At 59.2% G+C, this 18,717-nt stretch carries 20 protein-coding genes; 12 read left to right on the forward strand and 8 right to left on the reverse strand.

The window, feature by feature from the left end; genetic code table 11:
* Positions 1 to 163: 163 nt before the first annotated feature.
* Entirely contained in the window at positions 164 to 1,141 is a 978-nt protein-coding gene (locus P3T22_RS25630; RefSeq protein ID WP_429326507.1) for a glycerophosphodiester phosphodiesterase family protein, read from the forward strand.
* 99 nt (positions 1,142 to 1,240) lie between these two features.
* Here P3T22_RS25630 and ychF read toward each other — a convergent pair whose 3' ends face one another.
* On the reverse strand, positions 1,241 to 2,335 hold the full coding sequence (gene ychF / locus P3T22_RS25635; protein WP_063497458.1) for a redox-regulated ATPase YchF: 1,095 nt from the start codon (positions 2,333 to 2,335) through the stop codon (positions 1,241 to 1,243).
* Between the two features lie 262 nt (positions 2,336 to 2,597).
* On the opposite strand from ychF, the gene P3T22_RS25640 reads away from it, so the two are divergent.
* The 4 genes from P3T22_RS25640 (at position 2,598) to P3T22_RS25655 (ending at position 7,255) form a co-directional block, all read left to right on the forward strand.
* Positions 2,598 to 3,770: a UbiH/UbiF family hydroxylase gene (locus P3T22_RS25640; RefSeq protein WP_429326508.1), complete on the forward strand. Its 1,173-nt coding sequence runs from the start codon at positions 2,598 to 2,600 to the stop codon at positions 3,768 to 3,770.
* A gap of 123 nt (positions 3,771 to 3,893) precedes the next feature.
* Positions 3,894 to 4,619: a DsbC family protein gene (locus tag P3T22_RS25645; RefSeq protein WP_063498098.1), complete on the forward strand. Its 726-nt coding sequence runs from the start codon at positions 3,894 to 3,896 to the stop codon at positions 4,617 to 4,619.
* Between the two features lie 95 nt (positions 4,620 to 4,714).
* Positions 4,715 to 6,505 (forward strand): M61 family metallopeptidase, encoded by a 1,791-nt coding sequence (locus P3T22_RS25650; protein WP_429326509.1) that lies wholly within the window; start codon positions 4,715 to 4,717, stop codon positions 6,503 to 6,505.
* A 153-nt stretch (positions 6,506 to 6,658) separates the two neighbouring features.
* Complete coding sequence (locus P3T22_RS25655) at positions 6,659 to 7,255, forward strand: FMN-dependent NADH-azoreductase (protein WP_063497455.1); 597 nt, start codon at positions 6,659 to 6,661, stop codon at positions 7,253 to 7,255.
* A 170-nt stretch (positions 7,256 to 7,425) separates the two neighbouring features.
* On the opposite strand, the gene P3T22_RS25660 is transcribed toward P3T22_RS25655, so the two are convergent.
* The 7 genes from P3T22_RS25660 to P3T22_RS25690 all read right to left on the reverse strand — a co-directional run bounded on the left by P3T22_RS25660 (position 7,426) and on the right by P3T22_RS25690 (position 13,044).
* Positions 7,426 to 8,268 carry a uracil-DNA glycosylase gene (locus P3T22_RS25660; RefSeq protein WP_063497454.1) on the reverse strand — a complete coding sequence of 281 codons (843 nt, stop codon included), beginning with the start codon at positions 8,266 to 8,268 and terminating at the stop codon, positions 7,426 to 7,428.
* A 162-nt stretch (positions 8,269 to 8,430) separates the two neighbouring features.
* The gene (locus P3T22_RS25665) at positions 8,431 to 9,057 is read right to left on the reverse strand and encodes a CYTH domain-containing protein (protein WP_429326510.1); all 627 of its coding nucleotides are present in this window, start codon (positions 9,055 to 9,057) and stop codon (positions 8,431 to 8,433) included.
* Positions 9,058 to 9,096: 39 nt separating this feature from the next.
* Positions 9,097 to 9,882: an indole-3-glycerol phosphate synthase TrpC gene (trpC, locus tag P3T22_RS25670; protein WP_429326511.1), complete on the reverse strand. Its 786-nt coding sequence runs from the start codon at positions 9,880 to 9,882 to the stop codon at positions 9,097 to 9,099.
* 18 nt (positions 9,883 to 9,900) lie between these two features.
* Positions 9,901 to 10,932 carry an anthranilate phosphoribosyltransferase gene (gene trpD, locus P3T22_RS25675; protein WP_063498097.1) on the reverse strand — a complete coding sequence of 344 codons (1,032 nt, stop codon included), beginning with the start codon at positions 10,930 to 10,932 and terminating at the stop codon, positions 9,901 to 9,903.
* A gap of 17 nt (positions 10,933 to 10,949) precedes the next feature.
* Positions 10,950 to 11,537 (reverse strand): aminodeoxychorismate/anthranilate synthase component II, encoded by a 588-nt coding sequence (locus P3T22_RS25680; protein ID WP_054036698.1) that lies wholly within the window; start codon positions 11,535 to 11,537, stop codon positions 10,950 to 10,952.
* Between the two features lie 357 nt (positions 11,538 to 11,894).
* The gene (locus tag P3T22_RS25685) at positions 11,895 to 12,203 is read right to left on the reverse strand and encodes an STAS-like domain-containing protein (RefSeq protein ID WP_429326512.1); all 309 of its coding nucleotides are present in this window, start codon (positions 12,201 to 12,203) and stop codon (positions 11,895 to 11,897) included.
* Positions 12,181 to 13,044 carry an ATP-binding protein gene (locus P3T22_RS25690; protein WP_429326513.1) on the reverse strand — a complete coding sequence of 288 codons (864 nt, stop codon included), beginning with the start codon at positions 13,042 to 13,044 and terminating at the stop codon, positions 12,181 to 12,183. The genes P3T22_RS25685 and P3T22_RS25690 overlap by 23 nt, the downstream gene beginning before the upstream one ends.
* Positions 13,045 to 13,187: 143 nt before the next feature.
* Between P3T22_RS25690 and P3T22_RS25695 the strand changes: the two genes are divergently transcribed.
* The 7 genes from P3T22_RS25695 (at position 13,188) to P3T22_RS25725 (ending at position 18,458) form a co-directional block, all read left to right on the forward strand.
* Positions 13,188 to 13,802, forward strand: coding sequence for a hypothetical protein (locus tag P3T22_RS25695; RefSeq protein ID WP_429326514.1), 615 nt, complete (start codon positions 13,188 to 13,190; stop codon positions 13,800 to 13,802).
* 44 nt (positions 13,803 to 13,846) lie between these two features.
* The gene (locus P3T22_RS25700; protein WP_429326515.1) at positions 13,847 to 14,974 is read left to right on the forward strand and encodes a DUF4238 domain-containing protein; all 1,128 of its coding nucleotides are present in this window, start codon (positions 13,847 to 13,849) and stop codon (positions 14,972 to 14,974) included.
* A 676-nt stretch (positions 14,975 to 15,650) separates the two neighbouring features.
* Entirely contained in the window at positions 15,651 to 16,916 is a 1,266-nt protein-coding gene (locus P3T22_RS25705; RefSeq protein WP_429326516.1) for a hypothetical protein, read from the forward strand.
* A gap of 117 nt (positions 16,917 to 17,033) precedes the next feature.
* The gene (locus P3T22_RS25710) at positions 17,034 to 17,270 is read left to right on the forward strand and encodes a hypothetical protein (RefSeq protein ID WP_429326517.1); all 237 of its coding nucleotides are present in this window, start codon (positions 17,034 to 17,036) and stop codon (positions 17,268 to 17,270) included.
* Between the two features lie 145 nt (positions 17,271 to 17,415).
* Positions 17,416 to 17,640, forward strand: a complete 225-nt coding sequence (locus P3T22_RS25715) for a hypothetical protein (RefSeq protein WP_429326518.1) — start codon at positions 17,416 to 17,418, stop codon at positions 17,638 to 17,640.
* A gap of 3 nt (positions 17,641 to 17,643) precedes the next feature.
* The gene (locus tag P3T22_RS25720; RefSeq protein WP_429326519.1) at positions 17,644 to 17,973 is read left to right on the forward strand and encodes a hypothetical protein; all 330 of its coding nucleotides are present in this window, start codon (positions 17,644 to 17,646) and stop codon (positions 17,971 to 17,973) included.
* 2 nt (positions 17,974 to 17,975) lie between these two features.
* Complete coding sequence (locus tag P3T22_RS25725) at positions 17,976 to 18,458, forward strand: hypothetical protein (protein ID WP_429326520.1); 483 nt, start codon at positions 17,976 to 17,978, stop codon at positions 18,456 to 18,458.
* Positions 18,459 to 18,717: the final 259 nt, after the last annotated feature.

Genomic DNA, 18,717 nt, shown 5'->3' on the forward strand with positions numbered 1-18,717 from the left:
GCGTCTGAAGGCGCCGGTTTGCGCGAGGTCAAGGCAAAACCTCGACCGGCGAACATCACTGCGAGCGCGTGGTCTCGATTGACATCGAGATGGGAAGAGGGGTGCCCGGGCGGTACTTGAATTGGGCACGCACTATCATGACGTTCGTCAATCAGGATTCCATATGCTTCGATCAATGCGATTTGCGCTGTGTGGTGCGGTAATGGGCCTTGTGCTGGCCGGTTGCCCCTTGACGCGCGTGGCGGCGGACAGCGGCGCGCTGCCGGTTGCTACGTTGCCGAAGATCGTCGCCCATCGCGGCGGCACGGGCGACGCGCCCGAGAACACGCTCGAGGCGATTCGCCAGTCGATCGCGCATCATGCAGACGCCATGTGGCTCTCCGTCCAGTTGAGCAAGGACGGCGTGCCTGTCCTGTATCGTCCCGCCGACCTGTCGGCGCTGACTGACGCGAAAGGCCCGGTTTCCGCGCACACCGCTGCAGAGCTTGCGCGCGTGAACGCAGGCTGGACTTTCCGTCGTGGCGACACGTACCCGTATCGCACCCAGCCGGTGGGCATTCCAACCCTGCGTGAAGCACTGCGTGCGATCCCCTCGAGCATGCCGGTCGTACTGGATATGAAGGCAATACCTGCTCAGCCGCAAGCTCAGGCGGTGGCCCAGGTGCTGAGCGAGGAGAATGCGTGGTCGCGCGTTACGATCTATTCGACCGATGCGCAGTACCAGCAGAGCTTCGGCATTTATACGCAGGCACAGCTTTATGAATCGCGCGACGCAACGCGCCAACGCTTGTTGGGCGTGCTGCTCAACCAGGGCTGTGTGGACGCTCCCGCGCAACACACGTCGACCGCGTTCGAGATGCACCGGGCACTGACGGTGGTCGAGCAGTTCACGTTGGGCGAGGGTCGTTCGGAAGTGACCGCGACGCTGTGGACGCCTGCAACGGTAGCCTGCTTCAGGCGGACCCCGGACGTGCGGATTCTCGCGATCGGGGTGAATAGCGCGGCCGATTATCTGGCGGCGGCGTGTATGGGGATCGATTCGGTGCTGGCGGATTCGCCGTTGCAGATGGCCGCGATCAAGCTCGGTACGGTCATGCCGTTAAGGTGTTCAGCGCAAAATGTAGCCGCGGTTTCGCAGTAGAGAACAAATAGCCCGCAGCGAGCGGGCTATTTGTTCTATGGAGATACGGCTGCGGCTTTCAGCGTGTCGCCAATTGCCGCCTCACGGCGAGGCGAAGCCTCAAACGTTGAACAGGAAGTTCATCACGTCGCCATCGTGCACGACGTATTCCTTGCCTTCCGCGCGCATCTTGCCGGCTTCCTTCGCACCTTGCTCACCCTTGTAGGTGATGAAGTCGTTGAAGCCGATCGTCTGCGCGCGAATGAAGCCGCGCTCGAAGTCGGTGTGGATCGCGCCCGCTGCCTGCGGCGCGGTATCGCCGATATGGATGGTCCACGCGCGCACTTCCTTCACGCCGGCCGTGAAGTAGGTTTGCAGACCCAGCAGCTTGAAACCCGCACGAATCACGCGGTTCAGGCCCGGCTCTTCCATGCCCATGTCGGCGAGGAACACTTCCATGTCCGCTTCTTCGAGGTCGGCGATTTCCGCTTCGATCGCCGCGCACACGGCGACCACCGGCGCGCCTTCGGCTGCTGCGAACTTCGTGACTGCGTCGAGGTGCGGGTTGTTCTCGAAACCGTCGTCCTTGACGTTGGCGACGTACATGGTCGGCTTGGCGGTGATCAGGCAGAACGGCTTGAGCGTGGCCTTTTCCTCATCCGACAGGTCGAGCGCGCGGACCGGCTTGGCCTGGTCGAGCTGGGCACGCACTTTTTCCAGCACCGCGGCGTTCTTGATGGCTTCCTTGTCGTTCCCCGACTTGGCGGCCTTCGAATAGCGCGACAGCGCTTTTTCGACCGTAGCGAGGTCGGCCAGCGCCAACTCGGTGTTGATCACTTCGATATCCGACAGCGGATCGACCTTGTTCGCGACGTGGATCACGTTGTCGTCTTCGAAGCAGCGCACCACGTGCGTGATCGCATCGGTTTCGCGGATGTTCGCGAGGAACTGGTTGCCGAGACCTTCGCCCTTGCTCGCACCGGCCACGAGTCCGGCGATGTCGACGAACTCCACCACCGCCGGCAGGATGCGCTCAGGCTTGACGATTTCGGCGAGGGCCTTCAGGCGCGCGTCCGGCACTTCGACGATGCCGACGTTCGGCTCGATCGTGCAGAACGGATAGTTTTCGGCGGCGATGCCCGCCTTGGTCAGCGCGTTGAACAGGGTGGACTTGCCGACGTTAGGCAAGCCGACGATGCCGCATTTGAGGCTCATGGAAATCCTTCAGTGAATCAGTAAGTTGCGTGATGCGCTCGACGCTGTGTGCAGGATTCGAAAAGCCTTCGCGTTTGGCGTGGCGGAGGAAGCGCAGCGGAGCGGGACAAGACACCAGATCGGGGCGTTGCCTCGACGATTCTGGGCGAGTTTTGTCACGGAAAGCGCAATTGTAACCCGTTCGGATCGGGTTCTTGATCTGCCGGCGGTAAAGCCGAGGGCTCGATCCGTCCCCCGCAACCCCCGCGGCTATAATGCGCGGATGAACGCACACCACCAGACCTTTGATGCCGCCGTGATCGGCGGCGGGCTCGTCGGCAAGACCGCGGCGCTGGCGCTGACGCAAGGCGGGCTGCGCGTGGCGCTGCTCGCGCAACCCTGCGCGGCGCTGCCGCCGGGCGCTAGCTTCGACTCGCGGGTCTACGCGCTGTCGTCGAGTTCGCAGGCTCTGCTGGAGCGGTTGCGGGTCTGGCAGGCACTCGATCTGTCAAAGCTCGGGCCCGTCTACGACATGCGCGTCTACGGCGATGCACACGCCGAACTCCATTTTTCCGCGTTTCAGGCATCCGTGCCGCAACTGGCGTGGATCGTCGAGTCGTCGGTGATCGAGCGCGCGCTGGATGCCGCGCTGCGTTTCCAGCCGAATCTCGCCTGGATCGACTCGCGCGCGCAGGCGCTCGACTTTACCGCCGACGCCGCGAGCGTCGGTCTCGCCAACGGCAATGTGCTCGAGGCCGGTCTGGTGGTCGGTGCGGACGGGGCGCATTCATGGGTGCGCGCACAGATCGGCTCGAAAATGAACCGGCGCGACTATAAGCAAACCGGCGTGGTCGCGAATTTCAAGGCCGACAAGCCGCACGGCGAAACCGCTTACCAATGGTTCAGGGACGGCGAAATCATCGCGCTGCTGCCGATGCCGGCGGGCCACGTGTCGCTGGTCTGGTCGGCGCGCACCGAGCACGCCGAGCAGCTGCTCGCACTCGATCCGGCGCAACTCGCGGCTGAAGTCGAGCGCGTGACGGGCGAGCAGTTCGGCGCTTTGGAGTGCGTGACGCCCGCGCAAGGCTTCCCGCTCGCGCTGCAAACCGTCGACAAACTGGTGGCGCCGCGCGTCGCGCTGGTCGGCGATGCCGCGCATCTGATTCACCCGTTGGCGGGCCAGGGCATGAACCTCGGTTTGCGCGACGTCGCGGCGCTCGTCGAGACGGTCGCCGGTAAGGAAGCGTTCCGCGATTTCGGCGACATGGTGCTGCTGCGCCGCTACGAGCGCGCCCGCCGCGAAGATATCCGCGCGCTGATGATCGCCACCGACGGCCTGCAAAAGCTCTTCTCGGCGCCCGGGCCGTTTGCCAAGGTATTGCGCAATACCGGTATGGCATTTGTCGGCGCGCAGCCGTTCATCAAGCGCTGGCTGGTGTCGGCCGCGCTGGGGTAATGCGCCCCAGCCGGCATACCGGGCCGGCGAGACGGGTATCATGAACAGATGGACGCCATTCTGGTCAGACCACAAACGTCCCAAAAACGCGCAATGCGCGCGATTGAACTCCAGGAATTCAGCATGAAAAAATCCTTCCGCATCGCTGCAGTCGTGCTCGCGATCGCTGCCGTGGCAATCGGCTGCTCCGCGCAGGCCGATCAAACCACCGACAAGCTCAAAGCCACGCTGCAAACGCGTCTGACCGACGTGACGATCAAGAGCGTGACCAAGTCGCCAATTGCCGGGCTGTACGAAGTGAACCTCGGCACGCAGATCATCTATAGCGATGCGAACGGCGATTACCTCATGCTCGGCGACATGGTCGACGCAAAGACCCGCAAGAATCTGACCGAAGCGCGTCTGGCGGAAACCAACCGCATCGACTTCGCGAGCCTGCCGTTCGCGAACGCGGTGAAGGTTGTGAAGGGCAACGGCGCGCGCAAGATCGCCGTGTTCTCCGATCCGAACTGCCCGTACTGCAAGCAACTCGAAACCACGCTCAAGTCGATCGATAACGTCACGGTTTACACCTTCCTGTACCCGGTGCTGTCGCCGGATTCGACCGCCAAGTCGAAATCGATCTGGTGCTCGACCGACCGGGCGAAGGCGTGGGAATCGTGGATGCAGAATCATCAGGCGCCCACCGCAGCCGCCACCTGCGACACCGCCGCGATCGACAAGAACCTGGCGCTCGGCCACGCGATGAACGTCGACGGCACGCCGACCGTGTTCCTCGCCGACGGCCGCCGTCTGCCCGGCGCCGTGCCGGCAGACCGTCTGGACAAGGAAATGTCCGCCGTGCACTGAGCACGCAGCACAAGTCGAAGAAAGGAGGCGCGCAGTGCGCCTCCTTTCACATCAAGCCCTGAACCGCTCCGCCAGAAACTTCCTAATCGCCGCCGATGAAGCCGATCCGCTACACCATCGTTCCCAAACAACCCGCCGCCCATCTGTTCGAAGTCACCGTGACCGTTGCCGATCCCGATCCGGCCGGCCAGCGTTTCATGCTGCCGGTGTGGATTCCCGGCAGCTATATGGTGCGCGAATTTGCCCGCAACATCGTCACGCTGCGCGCCACCAATGACGCGGGGCGGAAGGTGCGCGTCGAAAAGACCGACAAGCACACGTGGCAGGCAGCGCCGGTCAAAGGCGCGCTAACGCTGCGCTACGAGGTGTATGCATGGGATCTGTCGGTGCGCGCGGCGCATCTTGACGAGACGACGGGCTTTTTCAACGGCACCAGCGTGTTCCTGTCGCCGCTCGGTCACGAGGAAGCACAGTGTGTGGTCGATATCCAGAAGCCGGAAGGCGCGGCGCATCGCAACTGGCGTGTCGCGACCGCGCTACCGGAGATGCGCGGCACGAAGCGCTACGGCTTCGGCGAGTATCGCGCGCAGAACTATGACGAGCTGATCGATCACCCGGTCACGTTGGGTGAGTTCGCGCTGGAGACGTTCAAGGCGCACGGCGTACCACACGATATCGTGGTCGCGGGGCGCGTGGTCGGGCTTGATATGGCGCGTCTGTCCGCCGATCTGAAGCGCATCTGCGAAGCGCAGATCGCGTTGTTCGAGCCGAAGTCGAAGAAGGCGCCCATGGACCGTTACGTGTTCATGACCCAGGCCGTCACCGATGGTTATGGCGGACTGGAACATCGCGCCTCGACCGCGCTGATCTGCAATCGCGGCGATCTGCCGGTGGTAGGCCGCGACGCGGCCACCGAGGGCTACCGAACCTACCTCGGCCTGTGCAGCCACGAATACTTTCACACCTGGAATGTGAAGCGCATCAAGCCGGCCGTGTTTGCGCCGTACGACTTGAGCGTCGAAAACTACACGCCGCTGCTGTGGCTGTTCGAAGGCTTCACCTCTTACTACGACGACCTGATCCTCGTGCGCAGCGGCCTGATCTCGCAAGACGAGTATTTCGGCATGCTCGGCAAGGTGATTGGCGGCGTGCTGCGGGGCAGTGGCCGTCTGAAGCAGACGGTGGCCGAAAGCTCGTTCGACGCCTGGGTCAAATACTATCGGCAGGATGAAAACGCGCCGAACGCGATTGTCAGCTATTACACCAAGGGCTCGCTGGTTGCGCTCGCGTTCGATCTGACGATTCGCGCGCAGACCAATAACCGCCAATCGCTCGACGACGTGATGCGCCTGCTGTGGCAGCGGTTTGGGCGCGACTTCTATCGTGGCAAGCCCGTCGGCGTCGAAGAAGGTGAGATCGAGACGATTTTTGCCGAAGCGACCGGCGTGCAGCTGGGCGAATTGTTCGCCGAAGCTGTGTACGGCACGGGCGATCTGCCCCTCGAGACGCTGCTCGTGCCGTTCGGCGTCACGCTCGCGCCGGAATTGGAAAAGAACGGCAAGCCGTCGCTCGGCGCGCGCGTGCGCGGCGGCGCGGATTGCACACTGGCGGCGGTTCACGACGGCGGCGCCGCGCAAAAAGCCGGCCTCTCGGCGGGCGACGTGCTGATCGCGCTCGACGGTCTGCGCGTAACCGGCTCGAATCTTGATTCGCTGCTGTCGCGCTATTTGCCGGGTGCAAAAGTCGAAGTCCATGCCTTCCGCCGCGACGAACTGCGTACCGCGCAAGTCAAGCTGGACGGGCCTGAGGTGTCGCGCTACAAGCTCGCCGTGAGCGACAAGCGGGCTGCCGCGCGCAAGGCGCGGGAGCGCTGGATCGCAAGTTGATCGTAATCTCGGCGGTGCTAGTCGGCGGTTCAAAGCGGGGGATTGTTCTACCAGTGCAACAATCCTTCGCTGCCGGGTGGCTTTTTCCCGGGGCAGTAAAAAACCACAATGGCTCCACTCGCGCAACACTGCGCGCCCCTACTGGAGTCAACCATGACCACGATCCTGCAAATCAACTCGGCAGCCCGCTCGCAAGGCGCAAACTCGACGCTGCTCGTCAACGAGCTGACCGCAAAGCTGCAACAATCGAATCCGGGCGCGCAAGTCGTCGTCCGTAACCTGCAAGCTGAACCGCTGCCGCATCTGGACGACGCCGTCCTCGGCGCGTTCTTCACGCCGGCTGACCAGCGCACGCCGGAACAAGCCGCGATGTCTGCGCGCAGCGAAGCACTGATCGCCGAACTGCAAGCCGCCGACGTCGTCGTGATCGGCGCCCCGATGTACAACTTCGGCATCTCGTCGCAACTGAAGACGTACTTCGACTTCATCGCACGCGCCGGTATCACGTTCCAGTACACGGCGAATGGTCCGGAAGGTCTTGTGAAGGGCAAGAAGGTGTTCGTCGTTTCGGCTCGTGGCGGCAAGTATGCAGGCACCCCGAACGACAGCCAAACGCCGTATCTGAAGAGCTTCCTGGGCTTCCTCGGCATGACCGACGTGAACTTCATCTACGCCGAAGGCCTGAACATGGGCCCGGACGCTGCAGATGCAGCGCTGGCTAGCGCGCGTGAAGCGATCGCTGCTGCGTAAAGTTTGAGGTTTATCTCGCGCCGCGTGATCGCGGCGCGGTGGGATGAAAAAACGCCACGGGATATGAGTTCCGTGGCGTTTTGCTTTTGCGGCTGTGATCCTGGACTAGCGGTCCTTGGCCCCCGGTTTACAGTTGCTGCCCGGCGTCGGCGTGTCTCGCGCGATTAGCCTTACGCCAGCATCTGCGCTTCGTCGGGCAAGCGCCAATCGATCGGCGTACGGCCGTGCTTCACGAGATATTCGTTAGCCGACGCAAAGTGCCCACAGCCGAGAAAGCCGCGATGCGCCGACAGCGGCGACGGGTGCGGCGCCTCCAGCACGTAATGCGACTTGCCGCCGAGCAGCGCGCGTTTGGCTTGCGCATGGGCGCCCCACAGCATGAATACGAGGCCGTCATGGCGCATGGCCAGTTCGTGGATCAGCGTGTCGGTGCATTTCTCCCAGCCGCGTTTCGCGTGACTCGCGGCCGAATCGCGCTCGACGGTTAGCACGGTGTTCAACAGTAGCACGCCCTGTCTGGCCCATGTGTCGAGGCAGCCATGACGCGGCGGCTCGTGGCCGAGGCTCGCGGCGATTTCCTTGAAGATGTTGCGCAGCGACGGCGGCGTGCGCACGTTCGGCGCCACTGAAAACGCCAGGCCATGTGCTTGCGGCGTGCCGCGGTCTTCGCCGTGATACGGGTCCTGGCCGAGGATCACGACTTTGACTTCGTCCGGACTGGTGAGGCGCAGAGCCCGGAAGACGTCGGCAGGATAGACGGTTTTGCCGGCCGCCCGCTCACCGTCGACGAAACGGCACAGCGGCGCGTAGGCGTCGCTTTCGATGAACGGCGTAAGGTGTGCGCGCCAGGCCGGGGGCAGGGCGGCGAATTGGGCTTCGAGCGTCGGTGGTGGTGCGCCGGCGGCTGCGGGTGTCTGCTGGGGCTGCGCTGTTGCGACGGCCGGCGTGGCAGAGGCGTCGCCGAACAACGAGGCTTGCGACGGATTGGAGCGGGTGCGGGAAGCTGAGGTCATGGCGGGGAAGTGTCGCAGCAAACGCCGGCTAGCTCAAGTTTGTGCGGCGCAAGACCGCGCATTGTGCTGGCGTGCGACCGGCGGCGGGGCTGGCTGTATTGCGAACAGAAATGCGGAAACAAACGTAGCGACACAAACCCACGCGTCGCAGACGCCGAGGGTCTAACCCGCCCGCAATTGATAGCCGCGCTGAGCTTTGCTGATATTGTCTGGAGCCAGCCCATCTACCTGCTTGCCGAGTTCTTTCGCCAGCACATTAAGCGCCGTTTCGTCGCCGGTTTTCAGTTCAAGTTCGACTTCGGAAATCGGGGCGTGGCGCGCCTCGCCGTTCACCTCAGCAATAACGTCGCCCTGGTCGATCGCGGCTTCGACTTCCGAGCCTTCCAGTTCGATATGCCACAGCGTGCGCCTGAAGTTCGTGCGGAACAGTTCGATCAACTCCGGCGCCGCCCGGCGCAAGGCCTCAGCGGCAGCAGGTTCGTCGCATGCGTGCAGCAGTGCGTCGATTTCGAGTTTTTCGCCTGCCACCGCCATTTCCCATTCGTGCCGGCTGTGCAGACCATCCTTGGCGTTGCCCACTGTCTTAAAGGTTTGCAGCCAGCCGTCCGGCGTATGCCGCAGACGCAGCGCGCTTTTCGAATTAGCCAGCGCCAGTTTCGGCGTGTCGAAGTAGATATTCGCCAACTCGATCGGGCGGCCCTCGTCGCCGGTGCGCGCGACGAACCACTGCGTCGCCGCGCTCACCTGGCTCACCGGCAGTGTCAGCTTGATTTCACGTTCCATGCCCATGACTTGCTCCGCTACGTAGCCTGCGTGTTGAACCTGCGTTTAGAAAAACATCCGCGCAAGTTCCACGCCCGGCTCTTCTGCGCGCATGAATGCCTCGCCGACGAGGAACGTATGCACGTCCATCGCCCGCAGACGCTCGACATCCTGACGCGACAGAATGCCCGACTCCGTAACGACGATACGGTCGTCAGGAATCGAGTCGAGCATGCCGATGGTCGTCTCGATCGATGTTTCGAAGGTGCGCAGATTGCGGTTGTTGATACCGATCAGGGGCGTCTTCAGCGTGAGCGCTTCCGTCAGCTCTTTGCTGTCGTGCACTTCGACCAGCACCGCGAGTCCCAGCGAATGCGCGAGCGCTTCCAGGTCCTGCATCTGCGAGGTTTCCAAAGCGGCGGCAATCAGCAGAATCGCGTCTGCACCCATCGCGCGAGCCTCGACGATCTGGTACGGATCGACGATGAAGTCTTTGCGCAGCACCGGCAGACTGCAGGCGGCGCGCGCTTCCTGCAGATACGCCACGCTGCCCTGGAAGAACTGCACGTCGGTGAGGACGGACAAGCAGGCTGCACCGTGCTTTTCATACGAACGGGCAATCTCGGCCGGCACGAAGTTTTCGCGCAGCACGCCTTTCGACGGGCTCGCTTTCTTCACTTCGGAAATGACAGCGGCCAGACCTGCCGCGTGTTTCGCGCGCAATGCGCCGACGAAATCGCGGATGTCGCGCGACGAAGCTTCGAGGCGCAGTGCTTCGAGCGGCGCGCTCTGTTCGGCCACGCGCACTTCTTCGCGTTTGACCGCGATGATGCGGTCGAGGATGTCGCTCATGAGTATCTCGCTACGTAGTTACTGCTTGAATTGCTGGGTGAAGCGGATCAGTTCGTCGACCTTCGCGCGAGCCTTGCCGCTCGCGATCGCTTCGCGCGCCAACTGGATGCCGTCTGCAATCGACGCCGCCACGTTCGCCGAATAGAGGGCCGTGCCCGCGTTCAGCGTGACGATTTCACGCGCGACGCCCGGCTTGTTGTCGAGCGCTTCGAGCAGCATCAGTTTGGATTCGGCCGCGTCGGCCACTTTCAGTGTGCGGTTCGACACCATCTGCATGCCGAAGTCTTCGGGATGGATCTCGTATTCGTGCACCTCGCCGTCACGCAGTTCGCCGACTTGCGTGGCTGCGCCGAGCGAGACTTCGTCCATGCCGTCCATACCGTACACCACCAGCACGTGTTTCGCGCCTAGGCGCTGCATCACGCGCACCTGAATGCCGACGAGGTCGGCGTGGAATACGCCCATCAGCTGATTCGGTGCGCCGGCCGGATTGGTCAGCGGCCCGAGAATATTGAAGATGGTCCGCACGCCGAGCTCGCGGCGCACCGGCGCGATGTTTTTCATCGCCGGATGATGGTTCGGCGCGAACATGAAGCCCATGCCGGTTTCCGCAATCGAAGCCGCCACCTGTTCCGGCTGCAGATCGATATTCACGCCGAGTGCTTCAAGGACGTCCGCGCTGCCCGACTTGCTCGACACGCTGCGGCCACCATGCTTCGCGACCTTGGCGCCCGCCGCAGCCGAAACGAACATGCTTGCAGTGGAAATGTTGAAGGTTTGCGAGCCGTCGCCGCCGGTGCCGACGATATCGACGAAGTTCGAGTTGTCCTGCACCTCGACGTGTCGGGCAAATTCACGCATCACCGTAGCGGCAGCGGTGATTTCGCCGATGGTCTCTTTTTTGACGCGCAAGCCGGTGATGATCGCCGCCGACATCACGGGCGACAGTTCGCCGCGCATGATGAGCCGCATCAGATGCAGCATTTCGTCGTGGAAAATTTCGCGGTGCTCGATCGTGCGTTGCAGCGCTTCCTGGGGCGTAATCGACATGATTTCGTCTCTCTTCCTCAAGCGGTGCGGTGAGCTGTCTTCGACTGTTTCACGAAGTTTTCGAGCAAGGCGTGGCCGTGTTCGGACAGGATCGATTCCGGATGGAACTGCACGCCTTCAACGGCCAGTTCCTTGTGACGCACGCCCATGATTTCGCCGTCTTCGGTCCATGCGGACACTTCGAGGCAGTCAGGCAGCGATTCGCGTTCGATCGCGAGCGAGTGATAACGCGTCACGACGAAATGCTTCGGCAGGTCGGCGAACACGCCTTTGCAGTCGGTTTCGATCGTGCTGACCTTGCCGTGCATGATGGTTTGCGCGCGCACCACGCGGCCGCCGAATGCTTCGCCGATTGCCTGATGGCCGAGGCAGACGCCGAGAATCGGCGTCTTGCCGGCGAACTCGCGCAGCACGTCGAGCGTGATGCCCGCGTGTTGCGGGTTGCTCGGGCCGGGCGACAGGCAAATGCGTTCCGGGTTGAGCTTCGCAATCTCATCCAGCGTGATTTCGTCGTTCCGATAGGTGCGCACGTCTTCGCCGAGTTCGCCGAAGTACTGCACCAGGTTGTAGGTGAACGAGTCGTAGTTGTCGATCATTAGCAGCATGATTTGCTCCTAACCCTTATGAAATAAGGATGTACGGGTTTTTGGTGCTGTCCTGAGTGCCTCTTTACCATCACCGTTACCATCAAATGGGCGCACAGCGGGGCGAGGGTGTTCTCTGATGGTAAAACGCTCAGGGCCAGACAGTGCGCGGACGCGCGGGAATACAGACGCGTGGCGATCAACGCCAGCCGTGAAGGATCAAACCAGAGGGGTACTTGCTGATGATTTGCATGGTCCGCACATTGTAGCGCAGCAGCGCCGCGCGGTGGTGGGCCGCGCATTCGGTTGCAAATGTCACTAGAGGCGCGGGGAAAAAAAAAGCCCCCAAAGGGGCTTTTCCTGTTTGATCACAAGCGTTCAAGCATGCGCGTGATGTTCCGTGCGACGCTTCACGATAACGTGCTTAATGAGGCCACGCGAATCGTCGGACACGTTTGTGAGCTTCACCCGCTGGCGAAAGGCTTCCCAGCCGATGGTCGCGCAAAGCACGCCTACGCACTCATCCGCAAAGGACGGCGTCGGGTGGGCATCCTGGAAGTCCAGTTCAACGATGTCATGATCCTTCAGCGCATTGAGGACGTACGTCCGTGCATCGACACCGTTCGGGCGAGTCGAAACGCGGAAATGCTCATGTACGCAGATTTTAAAGGTCGAAGTCGTCATCATCCATCCCCTCCGGGAGCGGCCAAGCATCGTAAACTTGCCGTAAGTTCAAGGGCACCGTGGTATCCCATTCCAATATCACCAGCGTGCCCTTCAGAGCGGTAGGCATCTGTCCTTTACCGCTCACACCACCAGACGAATAGAAGTACTCGCCGTGTGACACTACAAAAATGGTGTTCTTACCCTGTTCCATCAAGTCCCTGGCCAAAGTCAGTCCGTAACCGGAATGCCCCTTGCCAGGCTTACTTGTCACAGAATATTCAGTGGCGTACTCGCAGGCGTTGCGCCGCACAAGTTCGACCAGGTATTCCACATTCTGCGCTAACGAAGACCGGATTCCTATGCCGCTATCGCATATCGCGATCTGCGCCATATTGCCGCGTGACCAGAATTGTGCGCAGGCCAAACCGTGCAGGCCGTTGTCTGACTCCGCGTGCGCGAAACAATTCCCAAGCAACTCTCGTACCACCGTCCTAGCACCATCCACCGGACCCTCTCCGATGCCGGCACGTCGAAAAATTTCGACCAAGCTTTCGCTAGTGTCATCAACCGCGTTTTGGTCGATCAATGGCTCGATTGGATGGAACTTTCCGAGCGAATTGTACTCGCTTACCACAATTGGCGGTTGTATGTTGACTGCTTGCCACAGTCGCATCCGCGCCGCGTAACGCGTGAAGGTCGCCGGCAGCGCCACATGTGTGGCCCCGCTCCGCTTCAACTCCATCGCCAGCACCAAGAAATGATGTGGCCGGAAGAAACTCGGGCATTTGCATTTACCGGACTGCACCAACTGGTCAACGTTGGTGATCCAACTGGTGATTTCTTCTATTGTTGTCGATTGCATGTCTCATGCCCGGCGCAGGCCAGCTTTCCTGTGTTTACGGCGGAAAACTAACAATCTTAACTGCAAATCGTACTAGGTGCAGGTCCAGCAACGTCTGACCGCGCGGCGTGGTGAGCCGCACCCTTAGTGACATTTGCAAATGAATGCACGACAAACCCCCACCCACAGTCAGCGGCTGGCGCTCCTGGTATGATCCTTCATACAAAGAACCCAACGACACGGCGGGGGGGCGGGGCGTGGCATTCCAGCTAGAGAAAGTAAAGACGTGGGCTGAGATCGTGTTTGCGTGCGTGTCCACCGTGGCGATACCCGTGGGCGCGTGGTGGGCGTTCCACAATTTTTCGGTGGAAGACACGCACGAAGCCAATCCGAATATCACGGTATCCGCCGAGGTCATGCCCTATGACGACACACGGCGGTTATTGGTGGTGCACGTCAAGCCAAAAAACCTTGGCAAAGTGCCGATTGAACTGGACGGCGGAAAGAAGGGGGATATTCAGGTGCTGGTGAAGACCTTTCCGGCTGGCCTTGCCAATGGGCAGGTCGATCACGACAAGTTACCCGTGGTCTTTGCCGCGCACAACATCGTTTCAAAGTACGAAAACGGGTACGTTATGGAACCTGGTATCGACTACGACGAGATAGAAACTTTTATTGTCCCCAAGGGTGCGACTTATCTGGTTTATGCCGAAATGGATCACTATGACGACACCCCTGATGATGAGGTTGACGATTCGGCAGTGGTCAAGGTCGATTGACGTTTTAGTGATTTTCCTGCAATTGTAGGTGGGGGTGCAAACGGATGCCCGACAACAAAAAACATCATTATGTGCCGAAATTTTATTTGCGTCGTTTCAGTGATGATGAAAATAGCATCAATCTGTATGTACTGAAAACACAGAAGAAAATCATTTCGGCTAATCTTGCAAACCAATGCTATCGTGATTATTTTTACGGTCGTGACCCGAAGTTTGAAAAAGAAATCGGCGGCATAGAGGGTCGCGCTTCTGAAATATTGAAGGAAATTTCGGCAACGGATCGCCTGCCGAGCGACGGCCAAGCACGGATGGATTTGTTAATCTTTGTTCTTATGCAAAGCGCACGGACCGCATACGCTGCCGCCGAAATGGACGAGATGGCCGAAAAATTCATTAAGCACGTGTTTGCGGGTAAAGCCAAAGCGGAAGGAATTAATTTAGATAATCTTCGCATCGGAATGAAAGAACCAGCCGTTCACGCATTGTCAATGTCGATGGGGCTTTATCCATTGCTGTTGGACTTGAGTCCAAGGCTGATTTTGAATTGTACGGCTGAGGGATTTATTGTCAGTGATAATCCCGTGATTATGTACAACCAATTCTTGAATTTTCGTGCTTATGCTGCAAACACGGGATACGGAGCGAAGGGGCTTCAGATATTTTTGCCCATCGATGACAGAAGAACACTGATGCTCTTTGACTCATCAATATACAGCGCTCCCGGAACGAATGGCGCGACAGTGAACATCAGCAATGTGCGAGACGTTTATGCTCTGAACGTCCTGCAAATGTGTTCGGCAACCAGTACGATTTATTTTAAAAATGCCAATCAGAACGTTGCGGCAACATATAGAGCGGCGAAACCATTTTTCAGGGACGGGATGACGAGGCTGAATGCGTTTCCAGAGGAAAACACGCCCATGCGAAAAACGGAGATTGTCATGACTTCTCGTGTTGAAATGCGGACTAATTTCGGCTTGTCGTTCTTGAAAGTGCGAGCCTCTGCAAAGGACTGGCTGGCAAAGTATCGCCGCATGGATCTCAAGCCCGCAGCAATTATTAGAGATGAGCAAAACTATCGAGATTTCAAGGAATTCTCTAAACTTGTAAAAGAGAAAAAATACGAACACATGGGGTATTTTGAATTTCTCGCCGACAAATATCGAGTCTAGGCTGTTGTGGCACATCGGCGGCAAGCGAATGAACATCCGGCACAAGACGACCTCAACAGCGGGCCGCTCGCCGGTAGTGCCGCGCGCCGATGTTGAGCAGTCACACAGCGACGAACTCAAGTTCGTTTTCATGTGACGCCAATTTGCGAACCTTCGACAGCTAAAAACCCTAATGGGGTTTACACCTAGCAACGAAAAAGTGCGTTTTTTGCGTCTTTTCGTGCGTCCGCCGTTTTGGTCGAAAACGCCGATCCGCTGGTGTTCTAGACTTCCTTGGTGACCGGCCTAGGCAACCTGTCACACGTGTGGATATAGATGGGTGGGGCGCTGCACCAGCCCCGTAGAGAACGTTTCGTTCATAGCTCAAAGTGTTGATCGGCCACAGGCCCCACCCCCTTGCACAGGGTCGATCATCATGGCTTGCCCAGCCAGCTATGAACAAAGCGCTTTCACGGGGCTTTTCGTTTCTGGCGGTAGAAGTCGCAGCACCGAGCCACGTACGTGGACGGCTAAACACAGACACGGCAAAAAAGAAGCCCGATTCCTTTTGACGGGGACCGGGCTTGTATTCCTTGGGCGTCTTTGCAGGACGGTCCCTAGGCTCTGTCATGAGGACTCCTATTCTAGACCCTTCATGACAGTCCATCAACCGTGTTTGTATGTCATGAGGTGCATCGTGAATCACTCAGAAATCAAAACGCAGGCCGTTGCCGCCGCGCAATTGATTGCAAATGCCGCAGCGAAGAAACCCCGCACCGCTGTAGGTCTCCCCTCAGACTCAGATCGTCACTACGATCTAGGCGAACTACGTGCATGTGGGTTCGATGCGATGGCAGCGACCATGGTCCACCATATCAAGTACAACACCAAGCGTCACAAGTGCGCCAAGGCGTACACACTCCCTTACTGGCAGTCGTTCTTTGGTGGGTGTTCAAAACAACAGGCGAGAACAGCAGTCAAGAAAGCGCTTGCAGCCAAAATCAATGACGTGCCTCTACTGGAAATCAGTCATGGGTACTTCGCCAAGGTGCGGAGTCCACATTACCTGTACGTGGGACCGGGTGTTGAAATCAACACCCCACCGGATGCTGATATCAACACCCCAAGTACAGAAGGTAACCAGCAGAAGGAAACAAAAGAAAAAATATACAAACAAGGGTTTCCTTCGGACGACCCGACAGGGGCAATTCCTGAACCCCAACAGGCGACCAGCGAGAGTCAAAACCCGGAATCACCCCCTGACGCCGTTGTGAAGTCCCCGAAAATTGAAAAGAAGAAAACCGGACCCAAACCCAAGGTAGTTACATCGAATGGTGACTGGGTGCATTACAACCGGATGGTAAAGACTCACGACATGGACGACCTCCTCAAGACCTGTCTCAGCGCCGGATTGGTAGCCAGCTACCGGAAGATGCTTGATGACGATGAGTGCAGCATGATCGAACGCATCGAGCACGGCCTGAAGACCAGTCCACATGACAAGACTGACACGCTTGAGAGCTTGATTCTGGGGGCGAGGGACTGGCCGGGTATTTGTGCCGTGTTCGAATATCTGGAGGAGAAAGACCTTAACGCACCGGCAGAACCCAATTTCAAGTTCTTCACCAAACACATCCTTGTCTTTCTGGCTGACCCTGAGTTACTTGAATGCTACCCCAAGGCCACGCCAGCGACCGCCACGCCGTCCGCAGAGGTGGACGTATGTGTCGGCACGGCCGAGGCCGTAGAGCCTGCGGTGGCATGTGCTGGCGATTACGACAGCGAGGGATATACGCATCAGGACTGGCTCGATCAGATGGCCCAGCAAGCCGCACTTGCAGCAGCGGCAGCGAAGCAGCATGCCAGGACCGCAGTAGCTGCGAAGCATGCAGCGGAGAAGGCAGCGAAGACCAAGGCAACGATGTTCCAGGGGCTGAAGCACGCGGAGGCGCAAGCGGCATGAGGGCGATTTGGAGGGCTGGTGAGCGTCAAGGTAGGGTAGTGACCTCCAGCCCCCACAAGCCCGTCCTGGTCGTTTACCGCGACCCTGCAAAGGCATTCCTAGTAGAAGGAGGACGTCATGAAACTGAGTGGTGACAGAAACCGGTGTGGAGGGTGTGGCGAGTACTTCAATTCGAGCTATTCATTCGACAGGCATCGAACGGGTGACTTTGGAAAAGACCGGCGATGCATGACAGCCGAAGAAATGACGGCACGAGGCATGGTGAAAAACAAAGATGAATTCTGGATCACCGCCACAATGGATTCAGATGTCATTGCAGAAAGACGGGCCGATTCGCTGGCCGACGAAAATTAGTAGTGCAATCAATTGCATGGGCGGTGGCGGGCAGATTTGCGAGTTACCCCACACTTCTCGCATGTTGATGCCTCCATTGAATTGCGGCCCTTCATTTGGTCCGGGACAATTGACTCATGAAACACCTGTTCGTTTGGAGTCCATCTTGATTGAAGAAACCTCTGCCGTACCACGCCGCATGGTTCCCGATGCCGTGATTGATTCGATCCTGGCGGCGGTGGCAAACGGCAAGCCGCTTTTGCAGGCATGCGAACAGGCTGGTATCGGACGAACGAGTTTTTACCGCTGGCTCGACGCGGAACCGGCACTCGTAAGTGCGTACGCGCACGCAGTGCAACAGCAGATTCATAACCGATTTTGTCGGAGCTAGATCATGATCGATTCTATTTACAGGGCTTTCACCCAACGCGAGTGGGCCGACCTTGAACGCCGACATGCCGCACGGGGTGGCCGCCCTGTCGTTCGTGCTGATAGTGCCAGTGCCCACGATCAGCCGATGGATGCATCAGGGCTGTTCGTACATCGAGAACTCGACCTGAGCAACCGGCCAATTTTTACTTTCAGCCTGCCCGAGGGCGTGAGCAAGCGTGATTCCTGGATGGCTCCCTATTGCGGAGTCGTGCAATTGCAAACCGCGTTGACCAACGACACGGCACGCACGCGCCGGTTGCATCAGCAATTTTTGGTTGAACACGGACTGTGATTATGACTTCCTATTTCGACACCGAAATCATGCTGCCTGTGAAAACGGGCATTGATCGAGACTGGCTTGGTCCCGCTCCAAAGGCGGTATTCAAGCCCAATGAGAAGGAAGCATTTCAGGCGGTACGTGATCGGCTCGACAGGGTTCTACAGGTAACCAGGACCGTGCCGTCTTTCCCGCAACATAGTCACACCCCGGAGAGCTACGAGCAGGATTTGCTGGCCGTGGTGGCGCAGCACTCCGAGAAGTTTTTGACTTTCGACCGCCAGCATGGTCCGTTACTTCGAAAATACGCGCCACAGATCATTGAGGACGCGATGCATGAACCGCACCGTAAAGGCGAGTTACGTGAAGTCGTGACTGTTGACCGCAGTGGACGCGAAATCCGTGAGTACGTTGGCAGCAAATCCGGCTGGCTGGGCGCTTTCAAGGGACCAGTACAGGTATCCGCGATTCACATCGACGGACAACCGCAACGGACGTGACGATGCCACGGTACAGCGGTTCCGATTACTACCGGGTTGTCCAACTGGTTCGCGACGGTATGCCGTTGGTCAAGGCATGTCAGATGGCAGGCGTACCGAGCAAGACCCCTTTTGAAGTGCGCTTGCGTCACGACCGGGTATTGGCAGAGGCATTTTGTGAAGCTTCCAAGGTAGCAATGCTTCGTCGTTTGGGTTACGTGTGAGACACATCATGAGCAACAGCAGTGCGCGACGGTGGCCGACACCGATACCACGGGAG

This window comes from Paraburkholderia sp. GAS348, assembly GCF_050434205.1.
Lineage (GTDB): Bacteria > Pseudomonadota > Gammaproteobacteria > Burkholderiales > Burkholderiaceae > Paraburkholderia.

What these genes read in the sequence shown, in the direction of transcription:
- P3T22_RS25630 (WP_429326507.1), top strand. Translation starts at nt 164, where the DNA reads ATGCTTCGATCAATGCGATTTGCGCTGTGTGGTGCGGTAATGGGCCTT.
- ychF (WP_063497458.1), bottom strand. Translation starts at nt 2,335, where the DNA reads ATGAGCCTCAAATGCGGCATCGTCGGCTTGCCTAACGTCGGCAAGTCC.
- P3T22_RS25640 (WP_429326508.1), top strand. Translation starts at nt 2,598, where the DNA reads ATGAACGCACACCACCAGACCTTTGATGCCGCCGTGATCGGCGGCGGG.
- P3T22_RS25645 (WP_063498098.1), top strand. Translation starts at nt 3,894, where the DNA reads ATGAAAAAATCCTTCCGCATCGCTGCAGTCGTGCTCGCGATCGCTGCC.
- P3T22_RS25650 (WP_429326509.1), top strand. Translation starts at nt 4,715, where the DNA reads ATGAAGCCGATCCGCTACACCATCGTTCCCAAACAACCCGCCGCCCAT.
- P3T22_RS25655 (WP_063497455.1), top strand. Translation starts at nt 6,659, where the DNA reads ATGACCACGATCCTGCAAATCAACTCGGCAGCCCGCTCGCAAGGCGCA.
- P3T22_RS25660 (WP_063497454.1), bottom strand. Translation starts at nt 8,268, where the DNA reads ATGACCTCAGCTTCCCGCACCCGCTCCAATCCGTCGCAAGCCTCGTTG.
- P3T22_RS25665 (WP_429326510.1), bottom strand. Translation starts at nt 9,057, where the DNA reads ATGGGCATGGAACGTGAAATCAAGCTGACACTGCCGGTGAGCCAGGTG.
- trpC (WP_429326511.1), bottom strand. Translation starts at nt 9,882, where the DNA reads ATGAGCGACATCCTCGACCGCATCATCGCGGTCAAACGCGAAGAAGTG.
- trpD (WP_063498097.1), bottom strand. Translation starts at nt 10,932, where the DNA reads ATGTCGATTACGCCCCAGGAAGCGCTGCAACGCACGATCGAGCACCGC.
- P3T22_RS25680 (WP_054036698.1), bottom strand. Translation starts at nt 11,537, where the DNA reads ATGCTGCTAATGATCGACAACTACGACTCGTTCACCTACAACCTGGTG.
- P3T22_RS25685 (WP_429326512.1), bottom strand. Translation starts at nt 12,203, where the DNA reads ATGATGACGACTTCGACCTTTAAAATCTGCGTACATGAGCATTTCCGC.
- P3T22_RS25690 (WP_429326513.1), bottom strand. Translation starts at nt 13,044, where the DNA reads ATGCAATCGACAACAATAGAAGAAATCACCAGTTGGATCACCAACGTT.
- P3T22_RS25695 (WP_429326514.1), top strand. Translation starts at nt 13,188, where the DNA reads ATGCACGACAAACCCCCACCCACAGTCAGCGGCTGGCGCTCCTGGTAT.
- P3T22_RS25700 (WP_429326515.1), top strand. Translation starts at nt 13,847, where the DNA reads ATGCCCGACAACAAAAAACATCATTATGTGCCGAAATTTTATTTGCGT.
- P3T22_RS25710 (WP_429326517.1), top strand. Translation starts at nt 17,034, where the DNA reads ATGAAACTGAGTGGTGACAGAAACCGGTGTGGAGGGTGTGGCGAGTAC.
- P3T22_RS25720 (WP_429326519.1), top strand. Translation starts at nt 17,644, where the DNA reads ATGATCGATTCTATTTACAGGGCTTTCACCCAACGCGAGTGGGCCGAC.
- P3T22_RS25725 (WP_429326520.1), top strand. Translation starts at nt 17,976, where the DNA reads ATGACTTCCTATTTCGACACCGAAATCATGCTGCCTGTGAAAACGGGC.